This window comes from Flavobacterium sp., assembly GCF_004295795.1.
Lineage (GTDB): Bacteria > Bacteroidota > Bacteroidia > Flavobacteriales > Flavobacteriaceae > Flavobacterium.
In genome coordinates this window covers 189,908-216,263 of sequence record NZ_SEBR01000003.1, presented here as the reverse complement: position 1 = coordinate 216,263, position 26,356 = coordinate 189,908, and the positions used below count along the sequence as shown (strand labels likewise).

22 protein-coding genes are annotated in these 26,356 nt (G+C 47.6%); 9 read left to right on the top strand and 13 right to left on the bottom strand.

Annotated features, from left to right (window positions below):
• The first annotated feature begins 12 nt into the window (after positions 1–12).
• The 7 genes from EOO49_RS03315 to EOO49_RS03285 all read left to right on the top strand — a co-directional run bounded on the left by EOO49_RS03315 (position 13) and on the right by EOO49_RS03285 (position 6,976).
• Positions 13–555 carry an NADH-quinone oxidoreductase subunit I gene (locus EOO49_RS03315; RefSeq protein WP_290842709.1) on the top strand — a complete coding sequence of 181 codons (543 nt, stop codon included), beginning with the start codon at positions 13–15 and terminating at the stop codon, positions 553–555.
• Positions 555–1,070 carry an NADH-quinone oxidoreductase subunit J gene (locus tag EOO49_RS03310; protein ID WP_290842707.1) on the top strand — a complete coding sequence of 172 codons (516 nt, stop codon included), beginning with the start codon at positions 555–557 and terminating at the stop codon, positions 1,068–1,070. The genes EOO49_RS03315 and EOO49_RS03310 overlap by 1 nt, the downstream gene beginning before the upstream one ends.
• Positions 1,070–1,390, top strand: coding sequence for an NADH-quinone oxidoreductase subunit NuoK (gene nuoK, locus EOO49_RS03305; protein ID WP_290842705.1), 321 nt, complete (start codon positions 1,070–1,072; stop codon positions 1,388–1,390). The genes EOO49_RS03310 and nuoK overlap by 1 nt, the downstream gene beginning before the upstream one ends.
• A gap of 7 nt (positions 1,391–1,397) precedes the next feature.
• On the top strand, positions 1,398–3,320 hold the full coding sequence (nuoL, locus tag EOO49_RS03300) for an NADH-quinone oxidoreductase subunit L (protein ID WP_290842703.1): 1,923 nt from the start codon (positions 1,398–1,400) through the stop codon (positions 3,318–3,320).
• Positions 3,320–4,756, top strand: coding sequence for a NuoM family protein (locus tag EOO49_RS03295; RefSeq protein WP_290842701.1), 1,437 nt, complete (start codon positions 3,320–3,322; stop codon positions 4,754–4,756). Before nuoL ends, EOO49_RS03295 begins: the two co-directional genes overlap by 1 nt.
• 15 nt (positions 4,757–4,771) lie before the next feature.
• A complete protein-coding gene (locus tag EOO49_RS03290) occupies positions 4,772–6,166 on the top strand; it encodes an NADH-quinone oxidoreductase subunit N (protein ID WP_290842699.1) in 1,395 nt (464 codons plus the stop codon).
• Between the two features lie 81 nt (positions 6,167–6,247).
• Entirely contained in the window at positions 6,248–6,976 is a 729-nt protein-coding gene (locus EOO49_RS03285; RefSeq protein ID WP_290842697.1) for a hypothetical protein, read from the top strand.
• A 71-nt stretch (positions 6,977–7,047) separates the two neighbouring features.
• Here EOO49_RS03285 and EOO49_RS03280 read toward each other — a convergent pair whose 3' ends face one another.
• The 10 genes from EOO49_RS03280 to EOO49_RS03235 form a co-directional block, all read right to left on the bottom strand.
• Complete coding sequence (locus tag EOO49_RS03280; RefSeq protein WP_290842695.1) at positions 7,048–7,800, bottom strand: glucose 1-dehydrogenase; 753 nt, start codon at positions 7,798–7,800, stop codon at positions 7,048–7,050.
• A 180-nt stretch (positions 7,801–7,980) separates the two neighbouring features.
• Positions 7,981–8,841, bottom strand: a complete 861-nt coding sequence (locus EOO49_RS03275) for a T9SS type A sorting domain-containing protein (protein ID WP_290842694.1) — start codon at positions 8,839–8,841, stop codon at positions 7,981–7,983.
• A gap of 1 nt (position 8,842) precedes the next feature.
• Positions 8,843–11,920 (bottom strand): tail fiber domain-containing protein, encoded by a 3,078-nt coding sequence (locus tag EOO49_RS03270; RefSeq protein ID WP_290842692.1) that lies wholly within the window; start codon positions 11,918–11,920, stop codon positions 8,843–8,845.
• Between the two features lie 225 nt (positions 11,921–12,145).
• Positions 12,146–13,876: a tetratricopeptide repeat-containing sensor histidine kinase gene (locus tag EOO49_RS03265; RefSeq protein WP_290842690.1), complete on the bottom strand. Its 1,731-nt coding sequence runs from the start codon at positions 13,874–13,876 to the stop codon at positions 12,146–12,148.
• A gap of 10 nt (positions 13,877–13,886) precedes the next feature.
• Positions 13,887–14,513, bottom strand: coding sequence for a response regulator transcription factor (locus EOO49_RS03260; protein ID WP_290842688.1), 627 nt, complete (start codon positions 14,511–14,513; stop codon positions 13,887–13,889).
• A 65-nt stretch (positions 14,514–14,578) separates the two neighbouring features.
• On the bottom strand, positions 14,579–15,631 hold the full coding sequence (locus tag EOO49_RS03255) for a UDP-glucose--hexose-1-phosphate uridylyltransferase (RefSeq protein ID WP_290842686.1): 1,053 nt from the start codon (positions 15,629–15,631) through the stop codon (positions 14,579–14,581).
• A gap of 620 nt (positions 15,632–16,251) precedes the next feature.
• Entirely contained in the window at positions 16,252–17,454 is a 1,203-nt protein-coding gene (gene galK, locus EOO49_RS03250) for a galactokinase (protein ID WP_290842684.1), read from the bottom strand.
• Positions 17,451–18,548, bottom strand: a complete 1,098-nt coding sequence (locus EOO49_RS03245; RefSeq protein WP_290842682.1) for a glycosyl hydrolase 53 family protein — start codon at positions 18,546–18,548, stop codon at positions 17,451–17,453. The genes galK and EOO49_RS03245 overlap by 4 nt, the downstream gene beginning before the upstream one ends.
• A 150-nt stretch (positions 18,549–18,698) precedes the next feature.
• On the bottom strand, positions 18,699–19,796 hold the full coding sequence (locus EOO49_RS03240; protein ID WP_290842680.1) for a glycosyl hydrolase 53 family protein: 1,098 nt from the start codon (positions 19,794–19,796) through the stop codon (positions 18,699–18,701).
• Positions 19,793–20,845 (bottom strand): aldose epimerase family protein, encoded by a 1,053-nt coding sequence (locus EOO49_RS03235; RefSeq protein WP_290842678.1) that lies wholly within the window; start codon positions 20,843–20,845, stop codon positions 19,793–19,795. The genes EOO49_RS03240 and EOO49_RS03235 overlap by 4 nt, the downstream gene beginning before the upstream one ends.
• Before the next feature lie 98 nt (positions 20,846–20,943).
• Here EOO49_RS03235 and EOO49_RS03230 point away from each other — a divergent pair, with 98 nt between their 5' ends.
• Positions 20,944–21,942: a GntR family transcriptional regulator gene (locus EOO49_RS03230; RefSeq protein WP_290842675.1), complete on the top strand. Its 999-nt coding sequence runs from the start codon at positions 20,944–20,946 to the stop codon at positions 21,940–21,942.
• A gap of 25 nt (positions 21,943–21,967) precedes the next feature.
• Positions 21,968–22,222: a hypothetical protein gene (locus EOO49_RS03225; RefSeq protein WP_290842671.1), complete on the top strand. Its 255-nt coding sequence runs from the start codon at positions 21,968–21,970 to the stop codon at positions 22,220–22,222.
• Position 22,223: 1 nt separating this feature from the next.
• Here the strand turns inward: EOO49_RS03225 and EOO49_RS03220 are convergent, their stop codons facing one another.
• The 3 genes from EOO49_RS03220 to EOO49_RS03210 all read right to left on the bottom strand — a co-directional run bounded on the left by EOO49_RS03220 (position 22,224) and on the right by EOO49_RS03210 (position 25,969).
• The gene (locus tag EOO49_RS03220; RefSeq protein ID WP_290842667.1) at positions 22,224–22,796 is read right to left on the bottom strand and encodes a Crp/Fnr family transcriptional regulator; all 573 of its coding nucleotides are present in this window, start codon (positions 22,794–22,796) and stop codon (positions 22,224–22,226) included.
• A gap of 50 nt (positions 22,797–22,846) precedes the next feature.
• Positions 22,847–23,464 (bottom strand): NAD(P)H-dependent oxidoreductase, encoded by a 618-nt coding sequence (locus tag EOO49_RS03215; RefSeq protein WP_290842665.1) that lies wholly within the window; start codon positions 23,462–23,464, stop codon positions 22,847–22,849.
• A 375-nt stretch (positions 23,465–23,839) separates the two neighbouring features.
• The gene (locus tag EOO49_RS03210) at positions 23,840–25,969 is read right to left on the bottom strand and encodes a tail fiber domain-containing protein (protein ID WP_290842663.1); all 2,130 of its coding nucleotides are present in this window, start codon (positions 25,967–25,969) and stop codon (positions 23,840–23,842) included.
• Positions 25,970–26,356: the final 387 nt, after the last annotated feature.

The following is a 26,356-nucleotide window of genomic DNA, read 5'->3' as shown; positions in this document are numbered from 1 at the left end:
AAGAAAATAGAAATGTCAGTACAGACGATGTCCTTGTCAGGACGCAAAAAAGAGGTTTCGAACAAAAAGATGACTTTTTGGGAGAGCTTGTATCTGGTGGCGATCGTAAAAGGTTTGTGGATTACGATCCAACACTTGTTTACGCGCAAGGTGACGGTAAAATATCCCGAAGAAGTCCGCGAGCGATCGGCGGTTTGGCGCGGCCAGCACATGTTGAAGCGGGACGAACAAGGTCGCGAGAACTGCACGGCCTGCGGATTGTGCGCGCTTTCTTGTCCGGCGGAAGCCATCACGATGACAGCATCGGAAAGAAAACCTGACGAAAAACATTTGTATCGCGAGGAGAAATACGCATCGGTCTACGAAATCAACATGTTGCGTTGCATTTTCTGTGGATTGTGCGAAGAAGCTTGTCCGAAAGACGCGATTTACCTGACAGAATCGAAAGTGTTGGTTCCGGCGAGTTACGAGCGCGAGGATTTCATCTTCGGAAAAGACAAATTGGTAATGCCGCTTGAAATGGCCATGGCAAACTCTAAACACAAGCAGAACTAATGTCAACAGTTTTACTTATATTCTGCGTGCTTTCGGCCATCACATTGGCTACCGCTTTCCTAACGATTTTCACCAAACAACCTATTCACAGTGCGATTTACCTCGTTTTGTGTTTCTTTTCGGTTGCCGGACACTACCTGCTTTTCAACGCCCAATTCCTTGCAGTCGTTCACATTATCGTCTATTCTGGAGCGATCATGATCTTGTTCCTTTTTACGGTCATGCTCATGAACCTGAACAAGGAAGACGAAGTGCACAAACCTCGTGTGACGCGACTTGCGGCAGGAATCATTTTCATCCTGACTTCTATGGTTTTGCTTGCGATCTTCATTCAATCAAAACCGATTACCGGAGATTACGACAACACCGGACAGGACTACCAATCGATCAAAGTTTTGGGACAAGTGCTCCTGAACGAATATATGGTGCCGTTCGAATTCGCCTCCGTGCTTTTGCTCGTGGCCATGATTGGTGCGGTGTTATTGTCTAAACGTGAAAAAACCGAGAAGAACTGATGGGAAATATTCTTAATGAGATCGGTATTGAAAACTACATCTTCCTGAGCGTGATCTTGTTCAGTATTGGTGTTTTTGGTGTGCTTTACAGAAGAAACGCCATCATCGTTTTCATGTCGATCGAAATCATGCTGAACGCCGTAAACCTTTTGTTCGTGGCCTTTTCCACCTATCATCAGGATGCGCAGGGCCAGGTTTTCGTGTTCTTTTCGATGGCTGTGGCTGCGGCCGAAGTCGCCGTCGGTCTCGCGATTGTAGTGTCGATTTTCCGCAACCTTGCTTCCATCGACCTCGATAATTTGAAAAATCTCAAAGGATAAACCAAAAATGGATACAGCTTACATTTTACTTCTATTGCTCGCACCATTTGCGGGATTCCTTTTCAACGTGTTCTTCGGGAAGAAACTCGGGCACAACGGCGCAGGCTATTTGGCCACATTCGCCGTGTTCGTGTCTTTTCTTGTGACACTTTTCTATTTCATCCAGATAAACCAAACCGGACAGGCCGTAAAAGTCAAGTTGTTCGACTGGATCGAGCTTGCGTCTATCAAGATCAATTTCTCGATCGTCCTCGATCAATTGTCGTTGCTTTGGCTGATGTTCGTCACGGGAATCGGAACGTTGATCCACTTGTACTCGGTTTCGTACATGCACGACGATGAAAACCGACACAAGTTCTTCGCTTACCTGAACCTTTTCGTATTCTTCATGATCACGCTCGTGACCGGAAGCAATCTTTTGGTGATGTTCATCGGCTGGGAAGGCGTCGGGCTTTGCTCGTATCTGCTTATCGGATTCTGGTACAAGAATCAGGATTACAACGATGCGGCCAAGAAAGCTTTCATCATGAACCGAATCGGCGATTTGGGCTTCCTTATCGGAATGTTCCTTTTGGCGAAACTGTTCGGAACACTGGATTACGCCGACCTCAAAATGACGATAGACGGCGGAACGAACATGGCAAACACAGGTTTGATCGCCGGAGCCGCGTTGGCTTTGTTTATCGGAGCTTGCGGAAAATCGGCACAAATTCCACTTTATACTTGGTTGCCAGACGCGATGGCCGGCCCAACTCCGGTTTCGGCTCTAATTCATGCCGCGACGATGGTAACTGCGGGAATTTTCATGATCGTACGCCTGAATTTTCTTTTCGGATTGGACGTAACTCTAGTTCCTGAGATTCAAACAGTAAACACGATCATCGCCGTTGTTGGAGCAATTACCGCTTTGGTCGCAGCCACAATCGGATTGGTGCAAAACGACATCAAGAAAGTCCTCGCCTATTCGACCGTTTCACAACTCGGACTGATGTTTTTGGCTCTAGGACTTGGCGCTTACGAAGTCGCTGTTTTCCACGTGATCACGCACGCTTTCTTCAAGGCTTGTCTTTTCCTTGGATCAGGTTCGGTGATTCACGCTATGCACGGCGAACAAGATATGAGAAATATGGGCGGACTCAAGAAATGGATGTCGGTCACTTACATTACTTTCCTGATTTCTTCGCTTGCGATTTCCGGAATCCCGCCGTTCTCAGGCTTTTTCTCGAAGGATGAAATTTTGATGACAGCTTTCCACGCCGACAAAGCGCTGTGGATCATCGCGTCTTTGGCGTCGATCATGACCGCATTTTACATGTTCCGATTGTTGTATCTGACATTCTTCAAAGACTTCCGCGGCACCGACGAACAAAAACATCACCTGCACGAAAGTCCGGCGCTGATCACGTTTCCACTTATCATTCTGGCGATTTTGGCCACTGTCGGAGGCGCGTTAAGTTTGCCTGGAAACAGCTGGCTCAACCATTATCTTTCGCCAATCATCGCACACAAAGCGCACGGAGGCGAACATCACCTTGACAACACGGCTTACATGCTAATGGCGATTGCTGTCGTTGGAGGTTTGATCGGTATCGGAATCGCCTATGCGAAATATCTCAAAAAAGGAGAAGTTCCGCCTGCAGATGCACAAATGACGGGCTTCCACAAACTGCTTTACAACAAATTTTACGTCGATGAGATTTACGACACTGTGTTCGTGAAACCTATAAACGCGTTGGCAACTTTCTTCCGCGACACGCTTGAAACCGCGCTTTCCAGTTTGGTTTTCGGATTCGGAAAAGTCACGAATGCCATCGGAAACAAAGGAAAACTCGTGCAAAACGGAAGCCTCGGACGCTACCTTTTCGCTTTCACGCTTGGTGTTGTCGCCATCGTCACTTATTTGTTCTACAACAAAATAATCGTTAACTAATGGATGTAAGTATTGTTCTGATTTTACTTTTGGCGGGAACTCTCGTGTCGCTTTTCTCAGGGAAGGCCGCGGGAAAAGTGGCTTTGGTAACGAGCCTCTTAGCTTTTGCTGCATCCGTTTCACTGTTGCTTAAAGTGCAAGCCAAGCAAAATGTCGCTGTTTTGGGCGTTTGGCTGGAGAATCCGAAAGTTCATTTTGCGCTATCCGGCGACGGACTTTCGATCGCGATGTTGTTGCTTACGACAGCTTTGCTTCCAATCATCATTTATTCGACCTTCGGAAGCGAAGTCAAAAAACCGAATTCGTTCTATTCACTGGTTTTGTTCATGGGATTCGCGATGGTCGGGACTTTTCTCGCCGCCGACGGAATCCTGTACTACATTTTCTGGGAACTTGCCTTGATCCCGATTTACTTCATCGCACTGAATTGGGGCAACGGCGATCCGAAAGAACGCCAGAAAGCCGTCGTCAAATTCTTCATCTACACATTCGCAGGTTCGTTGTTCATGTTGGCTTCGTTCGCTTATCTGTACACGAAAGCCGGGAATTTCCTTGTCGGGAATCTTTCTTCACTACAACTTTCCTCTGACGAACAGTTCTGGATTTTTCTCGGATTTTTCGCCGCTTACGCCATCAAGATTCCTTTGATTCCGTTTCACACTTGGCAAGCTTCGGTTTACCAAAAAGCACCGACTGCCGGAACGATGTTGCTTTCGGGAATCATGCTGAAAATGGGACTTTACAGCGTTTTGCGTTGGCAGTTGCCTATTGCGCCTTATGCGGCAAAACAATTTATGGCCGTTTTCCTGATTTTCGGAATCGCCGGAACGGTTTACGGATCGATCGTGGCTTTGCGTCAAAAAGATCTCAAGAAACTCCTCGCCTATTCGTCTCTGGCTCACGTCGGACTCATTGCCGCCGGAGCTTATACCCTGACCGCCGACGGTTTGCGCGGAGCAGTGCTCCAAATGATCGCCCACGGTTTTGTAGTCGTAGGACTTTTCTTCGCAGCCGAAGTGATCCACAGAAGATGGAACACACGAGAAATAGCTGAAATGGGCGGAATTCGCGCTCAGGCGCCAAAGTTCACTTCGATGTTCATGATCTTGGTGCTGGCATCGGTCGCACTTCCTTCGACTTTCAACTTTGTTGGAGAATTCACGGTGCTTTACGCTTTGTCTTCCGTTGGAATCTGGTATGCGGTGATTGGCGGTTTGACGATTATCCTCGGTGCTTATTACATGCTCAAAATGTTCCAGAACGTCATGCTTGGCGAGGCCAACAAAAAGCCGTTTGCCGACATCACTTTCCAGGAAGGACTTACCATGGGCGTGATCATCGCCGTGCTGTTTTTCTTCGGACTTTATCCGAAACCGATCACAGATTTGATCTCGGACAGCATCATCCAAATTGTAAACTATACCCACAAGTCATAATTCGACAGTAAAGACATGAATACATTGCTAGCAATAACGGGATTGGGTCTTTTGTGCCTGTTCTTTGAAATCGCGAACCTGCGCAAGGCCATCGTTCCTTTTACCGTCGTCGGACTTTTGGGCGCTCTCGGAATCACGATTGCCGAATATGGCAAGACCGAAAGCCACTACAACAACATGATCGTAACCAACGATTTCTCGGTGTCGTTTTCGGCACTGTTCATCGTTTTGGCGGTTTTCCTGATCGCTTTGAGTGGCGATTTTTACCGAAACGTACAAACCAAGATCTCCGATTTCGTCTCCATCAAACTTTTCCTGCTTGCGGGCGCGGTCGCGATGGTTTCTTTCGGGAACTTGTCGATGTTTTTCCTCGGAATCGAGGTTTTTTCGATCTCGCTTTACATCTTGGCCGCAAGCCGCCGTCTGAACATCAAAAGCAACGAGGCCGGAATGAAGTACTTCCTTATGGGATCGTTCGCTTCCGGTTTTATCCTTTTCGGAATCTGTCTTATTTATGGAGCGATCGGAAGTTTTGACATTGCCGAAATCGCCGAAATGACGGGATCGGCCGAATTGCCTTCGGAATGGTTTTTCATCGGGATCATACTGTTGACGATTGGAATGTTGTTCAAGATTGCCGCGGTTCCGTTCCACTTTTGGGCGCCCGATGTTTACGAAGGTTCACCAACCTTGTCGACAGCCGTCATGAGCGCGCTTGCCAAAGTCGTTGCCATGGCGACATTCTTCAAACTTCTCACCGGAATGAACGTGAGCACGGCATTCACCAACGGAGAAATTTCGCTCAAATACGAAATGATTATCATGATTGTTTCTATCGCGTCGATGACTGTCGGAAATATTATGGCCTTGCGCCAAACGAACGTCAAGAGAATTCTCGCGTTTTCCGGGATTTCGCACGCCGGATTCATGTTGATGACATTGCTTAACATTTCTTCGTCTGCCGGAACGCTCTTGTATTACGCATCGGCTTACGCACTTGCCGGAATCGCCGCTTTTGCAGTAATTCTGTACGTTTGCCGCGAGAAAGACAACGAAGACGTTTACAACTTCAACGGACTCGGGAAAACCAATCCAATTTTGGCCGCGGTTTTGGCCGCCTCGCTTTTGTCGATGGCCGGAATCCCGATTTTCGCCGGATTCTTCGCCAAATTCTCGTTGTTCACCCAAACCATCCAAGCCGGCTATTTGGTCATGGTAATCGTTGGTGTCGTGAATTCGATCATCAGTGTCGGTTATTATTTCAAGATCATTTTGGCGATGTATACGAAAGACGCGACCGAAGAAGCGCCAAAAGCGAACTTCGTGTTTTACGCCGTCGGAATCGTGTCGATCCTTTTGAACATCGCGCTAGGATTGTATCCGACATTCGTGTTGAACCTCATCAAGTAAACAAACCAAATTGCAATAAAAAGAGCGTCCTGTTTTGGGCGCTTTTTTGCTTTATGCGCTATCTTTCGGTTTTACTGTCCGATGAAAAATACTTCGATTTTACTTCTTCTATTGGTTTCGACTTTCGTCGGATGCAGAAAAAATCCCGACGTAAAAATCACTCCGGATCCAAAAAATAAGAAAACGGACATCGTCGAAAAAACCGATTCTGATGCTTTGGAAGAACACTACGTCGACAGCACAAAAATCGGGATCAAAGGACATTTCAAACTCGATCTCAGGAAATTCCGGACGGTTGACAGTGTTTACGCGATTGTGAGATTTTACCAAAAATCCGACGGGAAATGGAAGCTCAAACAACAACTCAAATTCGATAAAGACGGCATCGTTGGCTGTGATCCGGAATTTTCCGACTTCAACAACGACGGAAATGGCGACTTCACGTTCAAGAACGGCGTTGCTGCGAGACGAGCGAACGAGATGCGGTTGTTGATCATTTTCGATCCTAAAAAACGCGAATTGACGTTGATGAAAAATTCGGGCGAGCATCCGAATTTAAAGTACAATCGCGAACTCGACTGCATCGAAGGCTTTCACGTTTACGGCGGAGCACTGACCTGTTTCCTAAAAATCGAATCCGATTCGCTAAGGGAATTCGCCAATGTCGAGACTTTTGACGACACACTGACCGTGACCAAAATCGACAAAAAAGGCAAGCAGCGCCAAATTTTGCGCAAACACTTTGAAGAAAGTTACGTGCGATTCAAAAATTACGATCCGGTTGAGGAATATCAAGACGGTTCGTACTAAAACGAAAAAGCGTCCGCAATTGGGCGCTTTCCGATATCTGATTTTTCTGAAATCCGCGAACTGATTTGACGTTAAACCGCTGTATAACCGCCGTCTGCGATAAAATAACTTCCGGTTACGAAAGACGATTTGTCCGAACTCAAATACACGACCAAATCAGCGATTTCTTCGGGTTTTCCCAATCTGTTCATCGTCGCTTTTGACGCGATAGCTTGCATGGCATCGGCACTTAAATTGGCTTCGAGCAAAGGCGTTTGGATATAACCCGGACCGACCGCGTTGCAACGAATGTTCTTTTGACCATATTCTGCCGCAATGTTTTTGGTCAAACCGACGACGCCGTGTTTGGTCGCGGTATAGGCCGACGTCATTGGAGCGGCGACCGTTCCGTGAATTGACGCCATGTTGACGATCACGCCTCCGCCCTGTTTGTCCATCTGTTCGAGCTGGTAACGACATGCGTAAAAAACACCGCTCAGGTTCAAAGCAACCACGCGATCCCAGTCTTCCGGCTCGGTTTCTCCCGTGAGCGCTGGCTTTCCGCCGATTCCTGCGTTGTTGAAAGCGATGTCCAAACTACCGAATTTGGCAACCGTCGCTTCTACCAATTCCTTGTTGTCTATGGCTTTCGATGCATCCGATTTTACGAAAAAAGCTTTTCCGCCCAAGTCCTCAATTTGTTTTACGGTCGCATTTCCGTGTTCTTCATTGATGTCCGAAACGACGACTTTCGCGCCTTCGCGAGCGTACGCAAGGGCCGCGGCCTGACCGATTCCCGAACCTCCGCCCGAAACGACGGCAACTTTATCTTTTAAGAGTGACATAATGTGAGATTTAATATTCCCTTAAATTTACGACATCATTAGTTCAAAGTGAAGCATTAAACAAGGATTGGCATATTGTTAACACGCAAATCCATTCATAGAAAAAAAAGCAATCGAAAAACCCTTTCCACGAAAGCGAAAAGGGCGTTCCAAAAACTAAAAAAAAACTTAACTACTATCTTATCGCTTGACGATCCGGTTTGTAAAAACGCCGTCGATACTGTGAATTCTTAGTAAATATTGCGCCGCTTGCAACTTTCTCAAGTCAATCGAGGTGCTGCCTTGTGCCTTTTCGCTTGTAATTTTCCGTCCGCTCAAATCGAAAACCTCCATCATCGTGATTTCTGATTCCGAAGCAAAATTGAAAATGCTGTCCGATGGATTCGGATAGACCAAAACAGCGTTTTTCGAATGCGCAGCAACACCCAAAAGCTGTCCGTCAAACTGCAGCATCGGAACCTGAGCATGTAGGATTGCGCCGCCCAAAGGATTTTCGGGATCGAAATTCGTACTGTCCGAAACCACCGCCATCCCTTTACTTCCGGTGTCGATATACGAATAGAACTGCGCCGGATCACTCGCCGCCGTCCAACCCGGGGCATTTTCATCGACCGCGATGACGATGTTATCGAGATTGTTGTAAACGAACGGCTGCGAAAATTCAAATTCGATCCAAGTTCCGGCAACAGGTGAAAATTCTCCAGAGAAAACCTGCGTCATTTGCGAGGCGGGAATCCAATCGTCTCCCTGAAAGTCTTGCTTGTTGGTATGTCCGATGTAAATCGCCCAATTGTTCCAAGGCGTAATCGCGCTTCCCGTAGACTCGCAGTAATAGCGGATTTTCGTGATCGTTCCGGCAGTTCCGCCCGCTTGATTGAATCGTTCTTTCGATACGATTTGTTGTGAATAACTGTAGCCGTAAAAACTGAAAACGGGCATGACAGGATACACGAGATTTTCACTTCCGATGGAAACCGTGCCAGATTGAGCACAAATCGATGCGGCGAACATCATTAAAAAAAGGGCCAGATTTTTTTTCATTTTATGGATTTTTTTTCGATTCTAAGTTGGATACGCGAGCCAAAAGCGCTTCTAAGATCGCTTGCTGACGGTTTACTTTTTCGTGCAATGTTTTGTTTTCCGATGCCAGATTTTCGTTTTGCGACTTGAGTTCCTTGAAAGCATTCACAGATGCGATCAATATCGGATGGATGTTTAGGTTCAGATAGCCGTCATCGTCCGTGCCGACGGCTTCCGGGAAAATTTGCTTGACTTCCTGGGCTGAAAATCCCGAGAATTCCGTTTCCAGGACTTTTTGCTCAAAAGTTCGCTTTCCGACATTTTTGTAATTGTAAAGAATCGGGTTGAGTTGCGAGATTTCAGATAAACCTTTGGTGTAACTTCCGTGGATTGTCTTTAGGCGCTCGTCCGATACGATCGTCCAAGTGTTTGTTCCTGGCTTGCGACCTTGATCCAGTGAAAGTTGAAATTGTCCGCCGGGAATGATATTTCCCAACGCAACACGGCCATTTTTCAGGATTGTCATGGCATTGCTGCGCTCGGCGGCGTCGAGTATCTGGTCGTTGTTATTGTCTGTTGCATTTCCTACCACAAACAATCTGTCAGCGTTGTTTGCCGCACCGAATTGAGATTCGCCGTTTGCGGAAACGGTATATATTGTGGCGCCAAGCCCAAAAACTGCCTCACCGATACTTCTCGCTTCGTTGCGATATCCCGCGACCAATGAAAAATCTCCAGAAGCAAAATTGCTTTGTCCAGTAGCCATCGCGCCAGTCCCGCTAGTATTGGTAAATGCTCCCAAAGTGACTGAATTGTCGCCGGTCGCGTTGGAGTTACGACCAATAGCCCGAGCATCGGATCCTGACGCCGTGGCAGCGTAGCCGACAGCAAAAGAATAGCTCCCCGAAGCCACTACACTAGCTCCCAGTGCGACAGCCGCTGTAGTTGTGGCTTGTGAGTTGATACCTGTTGCAGTACTTCCATATCCCGAGGCGACGGGCGAACTGCCGCTAGCAAAAGAGTAGAGTCCAATGTTCTCATCATCAAACTGAGCTGCAGCCGCGCCGCCAGTGCGAAATGCCGCCTTTCTGGGATAAAAGAACATTCGCGTTCCTGCGCCGCTCAAATCGAGAACAGCGCCCGTATTCATCGTCCCGGTCACTTGTAAACCCGCAGTTCCTTCGATTCTTACCGCGCCGGCATCGGCTGTAATGGTTCGTCCGGAACCTGCTCCACCAAAATCGTATCCGCTATCCAAACTGCCACTTGAATTTGTTTGTACCCATTCTTTGGTTACGACAGCTTTCCCGGTTGTTTCAGCAGTTATCAAAGCGTTTGTCACCGTTGGAAGTGTCGCCAATCCGTTTTTCAGAATCACTAAAGCGTTCCTTCTTTCGGCCGCATCGAGCGTGTTGTTGTTATTGGAATCGATCGCGTTTCCGACGGTAAAAACCCTGTCGGTCGCATTTGCCGTTCTATTCTGACTTGCGCCGTTTGCCGTGACCGTGTAATTCGTTGCGCCGATTCCCACAACTGTTTCTCCATAAGCCAGAGCCGAATTCTGGACGCCGAACGCGGTTGCACGCTGACCCGAAACGCTGTTGATGAACCCGAATGCCATTCCGAAGTTTGAACTTACACTATTGGCGATTCCCAAGGCGATTCCTGAATTTCCCGTGATGACGTTTTCAGCCCCGACGGCAATCGCGCCTCCGGCAGTCGCTTGGTTTTCGGAACCCAAAGCCGATGCGCTCGTACCCGAAGCGTCGTTAAAATAACCCGCGGCAAAAGAACCCGGACCGACGATGTTCGAGTATCCGAACGCTGTCGCCGCTTCTCCATTTGCATAATTGTCGTATCCGGCGGCGAATGCGAAATTCCCGGATGCTCTGGTGTTCGATCCGAAAGCGGCCGAGCCTTCGCCAATTTGTGCATCGTCCCAAAAATTCCCGTTTGCCAATCCTGCACGAAAAGCCGCTTTCCTCGGATTCCAGAACATTTTTACGCCATTTCCGGTTGGTGCGAGTGCGCCAGATGCGATCGTTCCTGTCGAGACCAATCCGTCAGTTCCTGCGATAGTGACCGAACCTGCATCTGCAATAATCGTTCTTCCCGCTCCAGCCGTCGGGAAATCATATGAACCGTCCAGACTTCCGCCGAAAATCGAAGTCGGATCGACCCAAGTGGCGATTCCTGTCGGCCCTGATCTCAGAATGCGACCGTTTGCCTGAGAACCGTTGTTGAGAATCATCGATCCTACCACGTGAAGTCTGGCTCCGGGCAACTCTGTTCCGATTCCCAAATTTCCGCTTCCGCTCAAATACATGTCATTTGTGCTGGCGGTAGAAGTTGTCTTGAAATAAATGCCCGCAGAAATCGATCCTGTGTTGTTTTCGACCATCATGCCGATGCGTCCGGCGTCTTTGAGATTTCCGAATGAAGACGGTCCGCCTCCGTTGTAAGTAAGGAACTTGATTTCGCCAATCCGATCCTCATAAACGAGACGCACCGGAGAGCCAAACTTGGTTCCTTTGTTGTGGATGATGTTGAAAACCGGGTGATCGTCGCCCGAATGGCGCAGCGTCAAATCATTGGGTTCTGTTTCTTCCGACCCAATTTCGAATCGGCTGAAGCCCGAAACCACATCTGAGAAAAGTCCCATTCCGAATCGCCCGTTTCCTTGCGGATCGATTCGCATTCGAGGTAGATTGTTCGTACGGAAAATCAAATCGGCCGCATTTGTCGTTCCGAGGAAATTCGCCCCGGTAATTCCGCCGTTTCCGGTCAAACCCCAACCGCCGGTCACGCTTCCGACAATTCCTTTCCAAGTCGTCGTCGGATTGTCCCAGTAGTAAATTCCCGGTGCGTTTCCTCCCGAAATTGCCGTCAGGAAAACCATCATTCCGTGTTGGGCGATCGTCGGATCCGTCAACGGGAAAGCCGAAACTCTCGGGATCAAGATGCCATCGGTGTTTGTTGGAGTTGCAGCATTCGAGGCCGGAACGTCGAGCAAAGCCTGAGGATTCGTCGTGTTGACGCCAACCTGTCCGCGCAAAGCGACAACCGAAAGCACAAAAAGAAAGAGTAAAGTGTTTTTCATACTTGCATTTTTGATAAAAATCCTCCCCTAATTCGCGGGAGGATTTTCTGGTTTTCAATCGGAAATGCCACCACCAATCGAATACCCAAAAATGCGACGCGTATCGCACTGCCACAATACGAAAATGCGCGTAACGAAAATGTGGTACTATGCGGGAATTGCCCGACAAAACGCCCGTTTGCGTGAAATTTTGGTTTTGAAATACGCAGTTTGGCGTATGGTCGTCTAGAACGGAATCTGGATTTTTACTTCCAGTCCGGTTTGGTTCGAGAACTCGAGCGTGCCGTTGAGTTGGCTTACGCGATTGCGGATGTTCTTGAGTCCGTTGCCGAAACGATTCTCGTCGATCATTCCGGTTCCGTCGTCGTGGATCGCGATCGTGAGGAATTTGCGATCGGCCAAAATCGATACCGAAACCGAACTCGCGCCTGAGTGTTTCATAGCATTGTTCAATGTTTCCTTTATGCAGAAAAACAGGTTTTTGCGATCGTGTCCGTTGATTTCGGTGTCGGCAGAAATCTCTATGTTTTCGTGATAATGGAACGCGATCGTAGTTCCTTCGAAAAACCGGAACGCGTATTGGCGCACGTATTCGCAAAAGTCGCGCAGTGCGTTGTTTTCGTTGTTGAGCGACCAAATGAACGTTTGCAATCTTTGGGAAACTTCTTTTCCCGTGGCCGAAATCTTCCCTGAAAGCAGTTGCTGGCGCTCGTTAGAATCGGGAAGTTTCCCAAGAAGATCGGCGTTGATCAAAATGCTGCTCAAACCGGAACCGATATCGTCGTGCAAGTCCTTGCTGATCTCGTTCTTTTGCTCGAGAAGCGTCTTTCGCAACTGGCTTTTTCGTCTGATGAACAACATTGCCATAAACAAGATCACCATCGCAAGCAAAGCCGCGACAAGTTGCAAGGACGTCATGTTTCTTTGGCGTCGCAGTTCGTCGATTTGCAGATTCAGAAGCCGATTTTCACTTTTGATGTACTGGTTGGCAATGTCCTGAATGTACGTATTGTTGTTGTTTCGCCTTTCGGTTTCAAGCGAAATGATGCGACTTTGCACCTCGAGCAGTTTTTCGTTGTGCTGCTGTTTGGCAAAAACCTCGCGGGCTGAACTGTAAAAAAGACGCTGAAAAGCTTTGTTGACCTCGATTCTGGCGATGAGATCTTTCCCTTTTTCATAGAAATTCTCGGGGCAATTCCGGTCTTCGCAACACATCATCATGTAGCCGTAATTCATCAACTCGATGTCGTGGTAGTTCGCCTCGATTGCTGAAACCGTACTTTTTTGCAGAAAATCGAGCGCTTTCTGTTTTTTGTTCTGATACAGGTTGATTAAGCCGAAAGTTTGGAACGCATTCGGAATGCCGCGCCGACTTTTGTTCTGGAGCGCTTCGTCATAAGCTTGCTGGTTGAACTTTTGGCTTTGGTCGAATCGCTTCTCGGTCACGTACAATTGGGCCAGATTGTTCAGTATGTACTCTTTTTTGACGAGTGCGCGAATGTGTTTTTTGGGATTTTTCTTCGGATAGAATTTGTGCGACAACATCAAATTGCGTTCACAGGCTTTGTAGTCGCCGAGCTCGAATTCGTTGATTCCCTTGAAAAAATATGCATCTGAAATCAATAGTGAATCCTTGAGTTTTCTGGCGACAGACAAACCTTTGTCGGCTTCGTGGACGCCAAATTGGTACAAACCCGTGTAGTAAAAAAGTTCCGATTGCAGACTTTGCATGAAATAGGCCGAAGTGTCGACCGAAGTTGGCGGATGATTGTCCTTAGCTTGCTGCAACCACTTTTGCGATTCCCCGATCTGGTCGGTTTCGAGGAAATGTTCGGCTGCTTTGAACGCCGACAAAAATCTGCAGTTGTCGTCTTTGCAGGATTTGTATTCCGATGCGGTTTGTGCCGACAAGAATTGGCATCCGAAGCAAATAAAAAGAATCCAGAAAGTTCTCACGCCGAAGAATTTAGCGTTTAAGATACAGATTTACGGCCTCGACGCGAGTGTTCACGTGCAATTTCTCGTAAATGTGCTGAATGTGTTTTCGAACCGTACCGACGCTGATGTCGAGCGCATAAGCAACTTCCTTGTTCATTTGGCCTTTGGCGAGCAGGTTCAGGATTTCCTTCTCGCGTTGCGTCAACGATTCGACGATCTTGTTCTGGGATTCGAATCTCGAGAAACTCGCCACGACCTTTCTTGCGATCACGCTGCTCATAGGGCTTCCGCCGTCTAAAAGTTCATCCAGCGCCTTGAGAATATTCGCCGGACCTTCTGTTTTGAGAATGTAACCCGTGGCGCCGGCTTCAAGACTTTGGAAAACCTTGTCGTCGTTTTCGTATGACGTGCACATCATGACAAGGCTGTCAGGGGAAAGATTCTGCAATTTGTTCACGCACGAAATCCCGCTTTCGCCCGGCAGATTGATGTCCATCATGATGGCGTTTGGCTCGAGAAACGGAATGTTTTCAAGCGCTCTTTCGGCGTTCTCGAAACTCCCGACGAGCTCGTAACGATCAGTGAATTGGATCATCATGCTCAAGGCTTCGCGCAGGTCGCGATCGTCTTCCACTATGCAAATCTTTTTCTTCATACAAAAAGGGTTGCCACAAATTTAAAGATAGGCAACCCTTTGGGAAATACGTAAAAAGGCGTAGGCTATTTCGCCGATTTGTAGTGGATGCTTGGCAATTCGCGCAACAATTGGGCGCTTTTCTCGGGCGATATGTCGCGCTGTGATTCGCCCATCATTTCGTAGCCGACCATGAATTTCTTGACCGTCGCCGATCGCAACAACGGCGGGTAAAAGTGCATGTGGAAGTGCCATTCCGGATGGTCTTTTGCGTCGGTTGGCGCTTGGTGGATTCCCGATGAATACGGAAATGAGGTTTGGAACACGTTGTCGTATTTGGCCGTCAGTTCTTTCAAGGTCTTGGCGAAATCAGACACTTCAGCCGTCGTAAAATCGGTAATTTTGGAAATTGGTCGTTTGGACAGAATCATCGTCTCGAAAGGCCAAATTGCCCAAAACGGGACGAGCGCGACAAAGTGTTCGTTCTCGATAACGATGCGCTCGTTCTTGGCCAATTCCTGTTTCAAATAGTCTTCCAACAACGTTTTTTGGTGCTTTTGGAAATAAGCCGAAAGACTGTCCTGCGTTTTCTGGACCAAGGTCGGAAGCGACGATTGGGCCCAAATTTGCCCGTGTGGATGCGGATTCGAGCAACCCATGATCGCACCTTTGTTCTCGAAAATCTGGACGTGGTTGATAAAGTCGATCTTGCCCAGATCTTCATATTGGAACTGCCAGGTTTTTACGACGTTTTCAATAGTTTCCAAATCCATTTCAGGTAAAGTCAGGTCGTGGCGTGGCGAAAAACAGACCACGCGTGAAATGCCTCTTTCGGGTTGCGCTTTGAAGAAAATATCGTCTGGGTTTTGTTCGAATTCGAGTTCCTCTTGTTTTAAGGCCGCGAAGTCGTTGTCGAAGACGTATGTTGATTCGTATTTTGGGTTTTGTTCGCCGTTTGCTCGCACGTTACTTGGACACAGATAACACGTTTCGTCGAACTCGGGGCGTTTTTCTTCGTTTACTGCTTCGGTTTGGCCTTGCCATGGGCGGGTTGCTCGGTGTGGGGATACTAGTACCCATTCTTTTATTAGTGGGTTGTAGCGGCGGTGTGGGTCGTTGTTGTGATTGAACTTGTTCATTTTTGTTTGTTTTTGACGAGCTTCGCTCGTTGCTCTAACTTGCTTCGCTAGCTTGGGATATTATTCGCCGGCTGCGCCGTCGTGTTTTTTATTCGCCGGCTGCGCCGTCGTGGGCTTTGAATTTCTTTCGTCGCCTTCCGCGGGACTTCTTTTGCCTCGCCGCAAAAGAAGCAAAAAGGCTCGCGGCACGACCGATTTTGGCGACCTGACAGCCTTGGAAATTCGGAAATGAAAGGAACTCGCGGGCACCTTTTTTCCAAACTACTTACTTTTGGGTCGCTCAAACAGCCTTTCATTTCACGAATTTCCAAGACGTCAGGTGCCCGCCAAAACGCTCAAATGCCGGACTAATTGGAAGTGTTTATTGACATTTTCCTCCGCTTCGCTTTGGAAAAATGTGGCTTCGAAACAACCTTTTAGGTGTGTCTTTGACGGTGGGTATTGGCTGGCTTTGTAAGAACATTTTGGTTGGTGGGCTTTGTGCTTGGATCGGGAATTCTTTTTCAGTCGAGTGCGTTAGGGATGGTGGCTTTGTTTAAGCTCGTTCAAATCTCCTTGAAAGATTTGAACAGCGAGTGCCATCCAGCCCGGCGGCGGCCTTGTACTGCAACTGCTTTGTGCTATTGTTTCGTGGCCGGCGCAACGCCCTTAAATTTTTTATATTCCTTGCAGCCGTCAGAAATCTTGACTTTGTAGACCGCGGGTTCGATGTCGAATTTGGTTTGGTAAGCTTCGGAAATGCGGCCAATGACTTGCTTTTCGGCTCCTTTTTTGACGAGGTTGATCGAACAACCGCCGAAACCGCCGCCCATCATTCGCGTGCCGAGAATGTCTTTCTCCTCGAGTGCGCGGTCTACGAGATAGTCGATTTCTTCGCAGCTCACTTCGTATTCTTCGCTTAGGCCTTTATGGGTTTCGGTCATCAGATTGCCGAGTTTTTGAAAATCGGACTTTTCCAATGCTTCGACCGCGTCGAGAACGCGAGTGATTTCGCCGACCACGAAATGGCAGCGGCGATAGCGCACGTCCCCGAGTTCGTCCTTTGCAGCATCGACTTGGGCAACCGAAAGATCACGGAAAGTTTTTACCTGGGGAAATTTGGCTTTGAGAATTTCGAGACCTTCGGCAGCTTCGCGTCTGCGGTCGTTGTAACCGGACGTGAGGTGCGTGTGTTTTACCTTGGAATCGAGCAAAAACACCGAATATTCAGTGAATTCGGCCGGATGGTAATCGTGCTCCAAAGTGTTGCAATCGAGTTTGAAAACGTGGTCTTTTTTGCCGAAAACCGACGCGAATTGATCCATGATCCCGCAATTTACTCCCGCGAAAGTGTGTTCTGATTTTTGTCCGATGAGTGCGATTTCCTTTTTGGACAATCCGAGGTTGAACAATTTGTTGAGCATGTAGCCAAAGCCGCATTCAAGTGCTGCCGATGACGACAAACCCGCGCCCATTGGGATATTGCTGGCAAAAACGACGTTGAATCCTTGCAATCTTGAGCCTTTGTCCTTGAGTTGGGAAAGCACGCCTAGCATGTAATTTGCCCACATTTTTTCCATCGGTTTGATGTCGTCCGAAAGCTGGAAATGGTGCGCGTCAGACAAATCTTTCGAAACGAAATTCACTTCGCCCGTCTCGTTGGTCGAAACCGCAAAACAGATGTATTTGTTGATCGCCGCGGGCAAAACGTAGCCGTCGTTGTAATCGACGTGTTCGCCGATGATGTTGATTCGGCCCGGAGCCAAAAAAATGTGTTCGGGCTGCGATTTGAAAATCTCGGCAAAATGTGCTGCCGTGTTTGCTATGAGTTTTTTCTTTTTCACTTTTTGTAGTGTTTGATGTCGTAAAAATCGAAGGCTTCGAGCGCCTCGTTGTGGTTTTTTGAATCGAAGAAAGTGGCGTTTTCCCAATGCGAACCTTGTCCCCAAAGTGTTTTGCAATTTGACGTCACCCAAGCCGGTTCCCAATAAATGACGCCGTTTCCGCCCGCGTTCACCACGATTTTGGTCAGGTCGACCATGTACTTTTTTTGTCCCGATGGCGATACCGGATAACCGTCGATCAAGGCTTTGTTATCGAGAATGTTGTTGGCCGAATCGACATTTTCCATAGTGTAAGGATAAGCGGTCTCGACGATCAGGAATTTCTTTTTGTAAGTATCGACGAGCGTTTTCACGGCCTCGGGCAATCGGTCAAATTTGTACTCCGACCAAAGCGGATAATAAGAAATTCCGATAAAATCGTAATCTTTGATACCGTTCTTATCTGCGGAAGCGAACCATTTCAAAGCATTTTCGGGCTGCGCGATGTGAAGCAGGATCTCGATTTTCCTGCCCGTTATTTTGGATGCTTCGCGCACGGCGGAAATGCCTTTATTGAACAGAAAAGCGTTGCGTTTCCAGTCGGTTTCCTTTTTGTGGGTTTTGTCCGGCTGCAGGATTTCCTGGTTGGTTTCGTTTCCTACCTGAACCATTTCCGGAAGCAAATTTTCGCTGTTCAACTTCAAAAGCGTGTTCAACGTGTAGTTGTAAAGTGAGTCGCCAAGCACGTTTAAATCAGTGATTTTCGACCAGGCTTTCGGGATGAATTGTTTTTCGGGATCGGCCCAAGTATCGGAATAATGAAAATCGAGCAACACCGCAGTTTTGGTTGCCTTGGCGCGTTTTATCGACTTTTTCACATCGGCGAAACCTGAATAGGAATTGATTTCGGGCGAATGCCACAACCGCAACCTGACGAGATTCGAACCTTTTTGGGCGAACAATTTATACGGATCGACTTTTTTTCCTTTGGATTGGAAACTCGCTCCGCAGTCTTCGATTTCGTTTACGTACGACAAATCGGCTCCAAGATAAATTGGCTTTTTCTGAGCGAAAGTCAGCATCGGAAGTAAAACAAAAAAGAGAAGTTTTTTCATTCGGGCAATTTTATCGTGGTGTTCCTGCAAGGTTTCCAAAACCTTGTAGTTTTTTGTTGCAAAACAATCGGGTTCAAATTTGGTCTTTTAAACCAAACCTACAAGGTTGAAAAAACCTTGCAGGTTAGTTCCAAAACCTCGCAGGTATACTTACTCGTGAAATGCGTCCAAAACCGGCAAAGCATTGTGATCGAAATCCCACAAAGCCTGATTCTCGAAAGTAGAACCGTTTGTTGCCTGAGTTCCGCGGAAAGCTAGCCATTCGCCGCCCCAATAAGCGAAGCCCAAACCGTGTGGAGAAGTTTCGACGATATTTCGGATCGCGAGCAAAAAGTCTTTCTGGCCTTGAGGCGTCGCCGGATAACCCGAAACCAATTGGTTGTCCTGACCGACGATGTTGTTCGTCCAATCGTTCCAGCCCAAAGTAAAAGGATAAGCGGTTTCGGCGATGATGACTTTTTTGTTGTAAGTCGCGCCCAAACTGTTCACGAGATTCTGCAAAGGCGTCAAAGTCGTGCCGTGCCAAACCGGATAATACGAAAGTCCGATGTAGTCGAAATCTACCGAAGCCGTTTTCGAGAAAAACCAGTCAGCGCCAGAGACTCCGGCGTAATGCAACATGATTTTTGTGTTCGGCGATTGCGTTCTGATTTTTTGGCTGATGGCCGAAAAAAGTTGTACCGACTGCGTTTCGTTCGTCGACAATTTGCCGCTTGGCCACAAAAGTCCGTCGTTGGTTTCGTTTCCGATTTGGATGATGTCCGGATTGATTTCCGACAAAATCTGTCCCGTATAATCGACCGCCGCCGACTTCAATTGGTCGAACGAAAAACCGCTCCAAGCCGATGGAATCTGTTGGTTTCCGGGATCGGCCCAAGTATCGGAATAATGAACCGTTAGCCAAACTTTCAGACCTGCGTTCCTGACTCTTTGCGCCAAAGTTTTGACTTCCTGAAAGCCCGAATGCGCGTTGGCCGGATCTTTCCAAAGTCGGATCCTGATGCAATTCACGCCCGAACTCTTCAAGGTCGTAAGCGCGTCCTGAGCCGCACCATTGTTGTAATAGACCGTGTTTTCGCTCTCGATTTCGGGCAGGAACGAAATGTCGGCGGCGCGGATAAACGTTTCAGCTGGCGGATTCGGATCGTCGTCTGAAACAGTCGGGCTCGAATCGTCGCTGCCACACGCTAGCGGCAAGGCGGAAACCGCGACAATGCCTAGCGCTAAAAAGTATTTTCTGAAGTTCATTGTGACTGGAATTTAAATATGGTTTTGTGATGGTAAATCGAATCTGGTTTTAGGATTGCGTTCGGGAAATTCGGCTTGTTTGGCGCGTCAGGAAAATTCTGGGTCTCGAAACAAATGCCGCTCGTCTTGTGATAATTGGCGTTTTCTTTTCCCGTTATTTTTCCGAAGCAATTTCCGCCAACATAAATATGAACGCCGGGCTGGTTCGTGTAAACCAACATTTTGAGTTTGTTTTTTGGACTGAACAAAGTCGCTGCAAGTCCATAATCGGCTTCAAGCGCGAACGTGTTGTCGATGTTTTCCGGAACAGATTTGGCCGATGTGAAATCGAAATCCTTTCCGTCAAGCGCAACAAAATTCCCCGTTGGAATATTCTCGTGATCGACCTCGACCATTTTCTTCGAATTTACAGAAAGTTGCTGGTTCAACACCGATTCGCTGTGTCCGTCTAGGTTGAAATAACTGTGATGCGTGAGATTGACTACCGTATCTTCTGACGTAATGGCTTTGTATTCCACGACGATCTCGTTTTCTTCTGTCAACGTATAAGTGAGTTCGACCGTGAGTTTTCCGGGGAAATTCTCATCGAGATTCGGACTCACGAGCGAAAGCACGATCGACGGATTATTGCCCGGAACCAAGCGTTTCACCGTCCACATTTTTTGGCTGAAGCCGATGTTTCCGCCGTGGAGCGTGTTGAAATTCTGGTTTGCGTTCAGGATGATCTGTCGTCCGTTTAGGCAAAAACGTCCGCCGCCGATGCGACCTGCGTAACGTCCGACAGTCGCTCCAAAATAGGGCGCCGACGGAAGCGAAAACGAATCGACATAATCCTGTAACGACTCGAATCCCGGAACGACGTCGACAACTTCGCCCGACCTCAGCGGCACTTTGATGGAAGTGACCGTCGCGCCAAAGTCCGAAACGCGCAATTCCATGCCTTTCGAATTCTGAAGCGTGAACAAACCTGCTTGTTCGTAGCCGTTCGCAAAACCGAACACTTTCTCAAAAATCGGTTCGACAAAATTGGATATCTGCTTCAGTTTCATGGTTTTTTTGGCGATTGTGAAATCCAAAATTATCCCAGACCTCAAAATTATCATACCGATACCTACCAGTTTTTATATATTTGCACAAACTTTTCCTTATGAAGTTGATTTCGATTTTACCCAATTCGGGCGTTCCGAAGTACAAACAAATCATCGCATCACTTGAAAAAGCCATATCGGACGGGCTTTTGCAAAAAGGCGATCGGCTTCCGAGCGTGAACAAAGTGTGCCTCGAATTCGGATTGTCGCGCGACACGGTTTTGCTCGCTTATGACGAAATGAAGAAACGCGGCATCATCCTGGCCATACCAGCCAAGGGCTATTACGTAAAAAGCACTGAGATCAGCATTCGCGAAAAGATTTTCCTGCTGTTCGACGAGCTCAATTCGTTCAAGGAAGATCTGTACAATTCGTTTCTCGAAAACATCGGAAAAGACGTACAAGTCGACATTTCGTTCCATCATTTCAACGCCAAGATGTTCGCCAAACTGGTCGAGGACAACAACGGAAGCTACACGAAATACATCATTATGCCAGCCAATGTCGACAACGCGACCGAAGTGATCAAGACGCTTCCGGCTTCGGAGGTTTTTATTTTGGATCAGACGAGCGAAAGCCTTTCGAATTATCCGGCCGTTTACCAGAATTTCGTGTCCGATATTTATACCGCGCTCAAAGAAGGAAAAGGCCGACTCGACCAATACGGGAAGTTGATCCTGATTTTCCCCGGATTCCGCGAACCGATCGGCATGAAACAAGGATTTCTGAACTTTTGCCAGGATTTCAATATCGCGCACGAAGTGCTTTCTGAATTCGATTCGCGCACGATAAGGCAAGGTGAAGTCTACATTTTGCCGAACGACCGAGATCTGGTCAAAGTCATCGAACAATCCAAAAGACAAAAGCTGCAATCGGGAATCGATTTCGGAATTATTTCCTACAATGAAACGCCTCTGAAAAAGGTTGTAGAACGCGGCATCACAACGATTTCCACCGATTTCGAAGGCATGGGAAAACTCATGGCCAAACTCGTGCTCGAAGGCCGAAAGCGCAACATCGCCAACAAATGCTCGCTCATCTTGCGCAACTCGCTCTAAAATGTGACCTTTGCCAAAAAAGCAAATGAAAAAGATTCTCGCCCTTTCGCTCCTCGCCTTTCTGTTCGCTTGCGACAACGACAATGAAGGCGAACAGGTTTGCACTAACAAACTTTGGAATCTTACTCAAAATTCGGGTTCGGGCAGCTATTTCGCGACTTATGGTCCGACGCAAAACCAGGTTGGAACGATCGAGGTCAATGCTGCGACTTACGATTATTACATCGACCAAGGCAACGTGACCGACGGATCTGTTTGTTGGGAAGGCACGAAAGACTGATCTAGCCTTTCTCGAGTCGGCTCAAGGTTTCTCTTGAAACGCCCAGATAATGCGCGATCAAGGTTTTCGAAACGCGTTGGAACAACTGCGGATATTGGCTCAACAACAATTCATATTTTTCCTTAGCCGAATTTTTCATCAGCGAAAGCACGCGTTTTTGCAAGGCGACGTATCCCGAAAGCGATTTCTCATGATGGAACCGGTACATTTTTGGAAGTTTTTCGCACAACGCTGCTTTGTCGGCGAAAGAGAATTCGAGCACGAGACAATCTTCGAGCGCCTGCACGCAAATTTCCCCGATTCCTTTGGATGCGAAAGCGACATAATCTGAAACCCACCAGTTTTCCATCGAGAATTGTAGAATGTGTTCTTTGTCGTTTTCGTCGCGGATGAACGATTTCAAAAGTCCGCTCACGACCAAAAATTCCGATTGTACTTTTTCTCCGGCCTCGATCAGATATTGTTTCTTCGCGACTTTCGTCAGATGGAAATTAGGCAAAACCTCAGCAAATTCCTCATCGGTCAAAGCGACTATTTTCTCGATGTGCGTGCGCAAAAAAGAAGCGTATTCCATTTCGCGAAAGTACGAACGGAATACGCTTTCTGTATTTTTTGAATTGCAGATTATTGCAGATTTTCGACCAAAGTTGGTTTGAAAACGCTTTCCAGATGTTCGATGTAACCGGCGCGATAGGTCTCGATTTCGGATCCTTTTTTCATCACGTCGTGAAAGTGGAAACTGTCCAAAGGCTTCAATCCTATGAACGCATTCATTTTGTGGAAACCGAACATCACGCCTTCGTCCACGCTTTTCTGTTCGAAGAATTCGCCTTCCAAAGTGAAAGCGGTTTCGGGCGCGTTCCAGGTTGTGGTCAGCATGTAATTCCTGCCATGGAGCGAGCCGCCTTTTCCGTAGTTGATCTTTGGGTTTTCAGAATTTCGTCCGTCGTTATAATACATTCCCGTGCGATGTCCTTGTGTGAAAACCTTGTCGATGTAAGCCTTAAGCGCGTGCGGAAGTGAAAACCACCAAATTGGCGTGTGGTAAATTATGACATCTGCCCAAACGTATTTCGCGACTTCGGTTGCCAGATCGTAAGGTTCGTCGACGTTCGTGGTTTGGAGCTCAAAACCGTTTTCGGGCGCGAAAAATGATTTGTCCCAATCGAGAATCGTGTTATTGAACTGCGCTCCGGAATGTGCGAAAGCCTGAGCGCCGTTGATGATGAATATTTTTTTCATGGTGAAAGTTTTGGCAAATTTGCGTCGGTTTGCCAAATTGGAGGTGTGAGGTAGGTCACAGTTTTGCAGTGGCAGTGGCAGAAAAAGCAGTAGCAGTTGCAGAAATGCAGCGGCAGAAAAGAAGTTGCAGTAGCGGAAGTGTTGGAAGACACAGATGCAGATTTAATCAGATGAAAACGAGTTCGAATACGGCTTTTCGCTGTTTGCTTTCTGCTGATTTGTAGTAAACTTTAAATAGCTTTCGTCGCTTTTTGAATTTCAGCAGATTGCCATGGAACAACTCATACTGCGTTATCACGACGACACGCCAAACGTATGTCGGCTTTTGCGGAAAAGCAATTCACCAAAATTCAGGCAAATGAATATGGAAAATTCTCATTTCTTGCGTTCGAGTGCCGACAATCGCGATTCGATCGATTCCAACGCTTTTTTATTGCCTTGCACTTCTGATTTCAATGCAGCGTTTTCGGCTTTTAATTTCTCGATCTCGGCTTGTTGTTCCTGAACCGATTTCACGAGCGGCATCACGAATTGGCTGTAAGCGACGCTGTAATTGTCGGTTGGATTCGAGGCATCGGGTTTGTGCAATCCGTCAAAATCGTATCCGATTTCGTTCGCGGCTTTTTCGATATCCTGAGCCAAAAATCCGGTTCTTACGATTTGGAAACCTTCATTTTTCGCATCGGATAAATCCTTGTGACCGTCCAGATTCTGAGACAAATGCGACTGGAATTTCGCCGAATCGAAGTGATAAGTAACAGGTTTAAGTCTGAGGATGAAATCGAGTCCCGGCACGTTGTTTTTTACATCAGATTTAAAGCGCGCATCCGATGGATTGAAATACGGAACTTGTCCTTCCACGAGCAAAACCGCGGCATTTCCCAAACGCACCTTGTTCGAAGTGTTCACGATCGCGCCACTTCCGATAGCTGTCGCATTCGACCAAGTTCCGCCCGAAACGTTCGCCGCATTCCCGATCGCCGTATTGTTGTTTCCTATGACATTCGCCAGCAAAGCCGCGATTCCGACGGCCGTGTTATTGTCGCCCAAACTCGCGTAAAGCGCAGACGAACCCAAAGCCGTGTTGCCATTTCCGGAAACATTCGTGCGCAAAGCCGCGCTTCCGGATGCCACGTTATTGCTTCCGGATTCGTTGAGTGCCATCGCGTTCATGCCCGAAGCGACGTTGGAAAGTCCGGAAATATTGTTGGCCAGCGACAAACGACCGATCGCCGTATTGTTGTCTCCGGTCGTGTTCCAACGCATGGCATAAAGTCCGACGGCTGTGTTGAAACTTCCGCTGACGTTATTGATCATGGCCGAAACGCCAACCGCGGTGTTGCCCGATCCCGAAACGTTGTAATACATGGCGTTCGATCCTACGGTCGTATTCGAATCGCCCGAAGCATTCTCGTGCAAAGCCGAAAATCCAAGGCCGGTGTTGTTGCTTCCCACGGCGTTCATGACCAGCGCATTCGTGCCGCTTGCCGTATTTCCCAAACCGGTCGTATTCGTCATCAAAGCGTTAGCTCCGACAGCCGTGTTGCTTTCGCCCGAAGTCGTATTTCTCAGTGCATTTGTCCCGATGGCCGTATTCCACGAAGTCGTTGAAGCCGTTAAAGTATAAGCGCCCAGAGCGACATTGTTGTTACCGGAAACGTTGTTTTTTAACGCATTGTATCCGATGGCAGAATTGTTCGCGCCCGTGACGTTTGCCGCAAGCGAGTTGTTTCCGATGCCCAGATTGAGTATTCCGTTCACGTTGGCCAACATCGATTGGTAACCGATTGCGATGTTGCTGTTTCCGATCGTATTGGCGGCCAAACTGTTGTAACCGATTGCCGTATTGTTGAAACCTGTCGTGTTCGTGCCCATGGCGTTCGACCCTATACCGACGTTGAAATTGCCGCTTGTGTTCGAAAAAAGCGATTGGTAACCAAGACCTATGTTGTTGTTCCCGCCGATATTCGAAAACCCGGATTGATGCCCTATAAAAGCATTTCGGTTCGCGGTCTCGTCGTCGTTTTCGCCCGCCATTTCACCAACGAAAACGGATTGTCCGGTGTTGAGGAATTCGAGTTGCCCTCGTTGCGTGAGTCGCATTTTGATGCTGTTGTTCGATCGGAAATCGACATCTTGGGCGTTTACGGTTCCTATGAAATTCGTGCCGCTGACCGCATTTACGTTGCCCGAAGTTTCCCAGCCTTTAAAGCCCGAAAGTCCGATCCAAATTCCGGCGGCGTTGTTCCAGTAATAAAATCCTGGCGTATAAATTCCGGAGGTCGTGGTCAAATAAACCATCATGCCGTCTTGTGCAATTGTCGGATTTGAAATCGGGAAAACCGAAATTCTAGGGATAAGCAAACCATCGGTTGCAGTTGGTGCCGATGGGTTCGAAGCCGCAATCTCTAGTTGTGCTTTCGGGAAAGTTGTACCTATGCCGACCTGTGCGCGGGCGCCGAAGCCAAGCAAGAGCAAAAGTGGTATGAATAGCGCTCTGTTCATTTGTAGCAGATTGGGACTCTGTAATATTTTCTGTGACAAATGTAATTTTTTTAGCAACAAATTGAAATTCAAGGTCTTTTATTCGACAAAAATGCCACAAATTAAGACGAATGGGAAAGTTTCAACAAAAACTTTCTGTTAACAATTGGTCATAGCGGCTTGTTTCATCGGTCAAACACAAAATCCCGACGAAGTGTAACGCACACAAAATCAATCCGCTTGACGATAAATGCATGCATCTGTTAAATTCCGAATTGCATTGGCCGAAAAATCTTGCAACGAATTCAAGAACTTACTGACACACGAAAATTTTTTGCCTGGTTTTCGTTCATAAGTTTTGCATTTCCGAACATTCCTTAACCGTGTTTCGAGGCCGTTTCGCTTTTC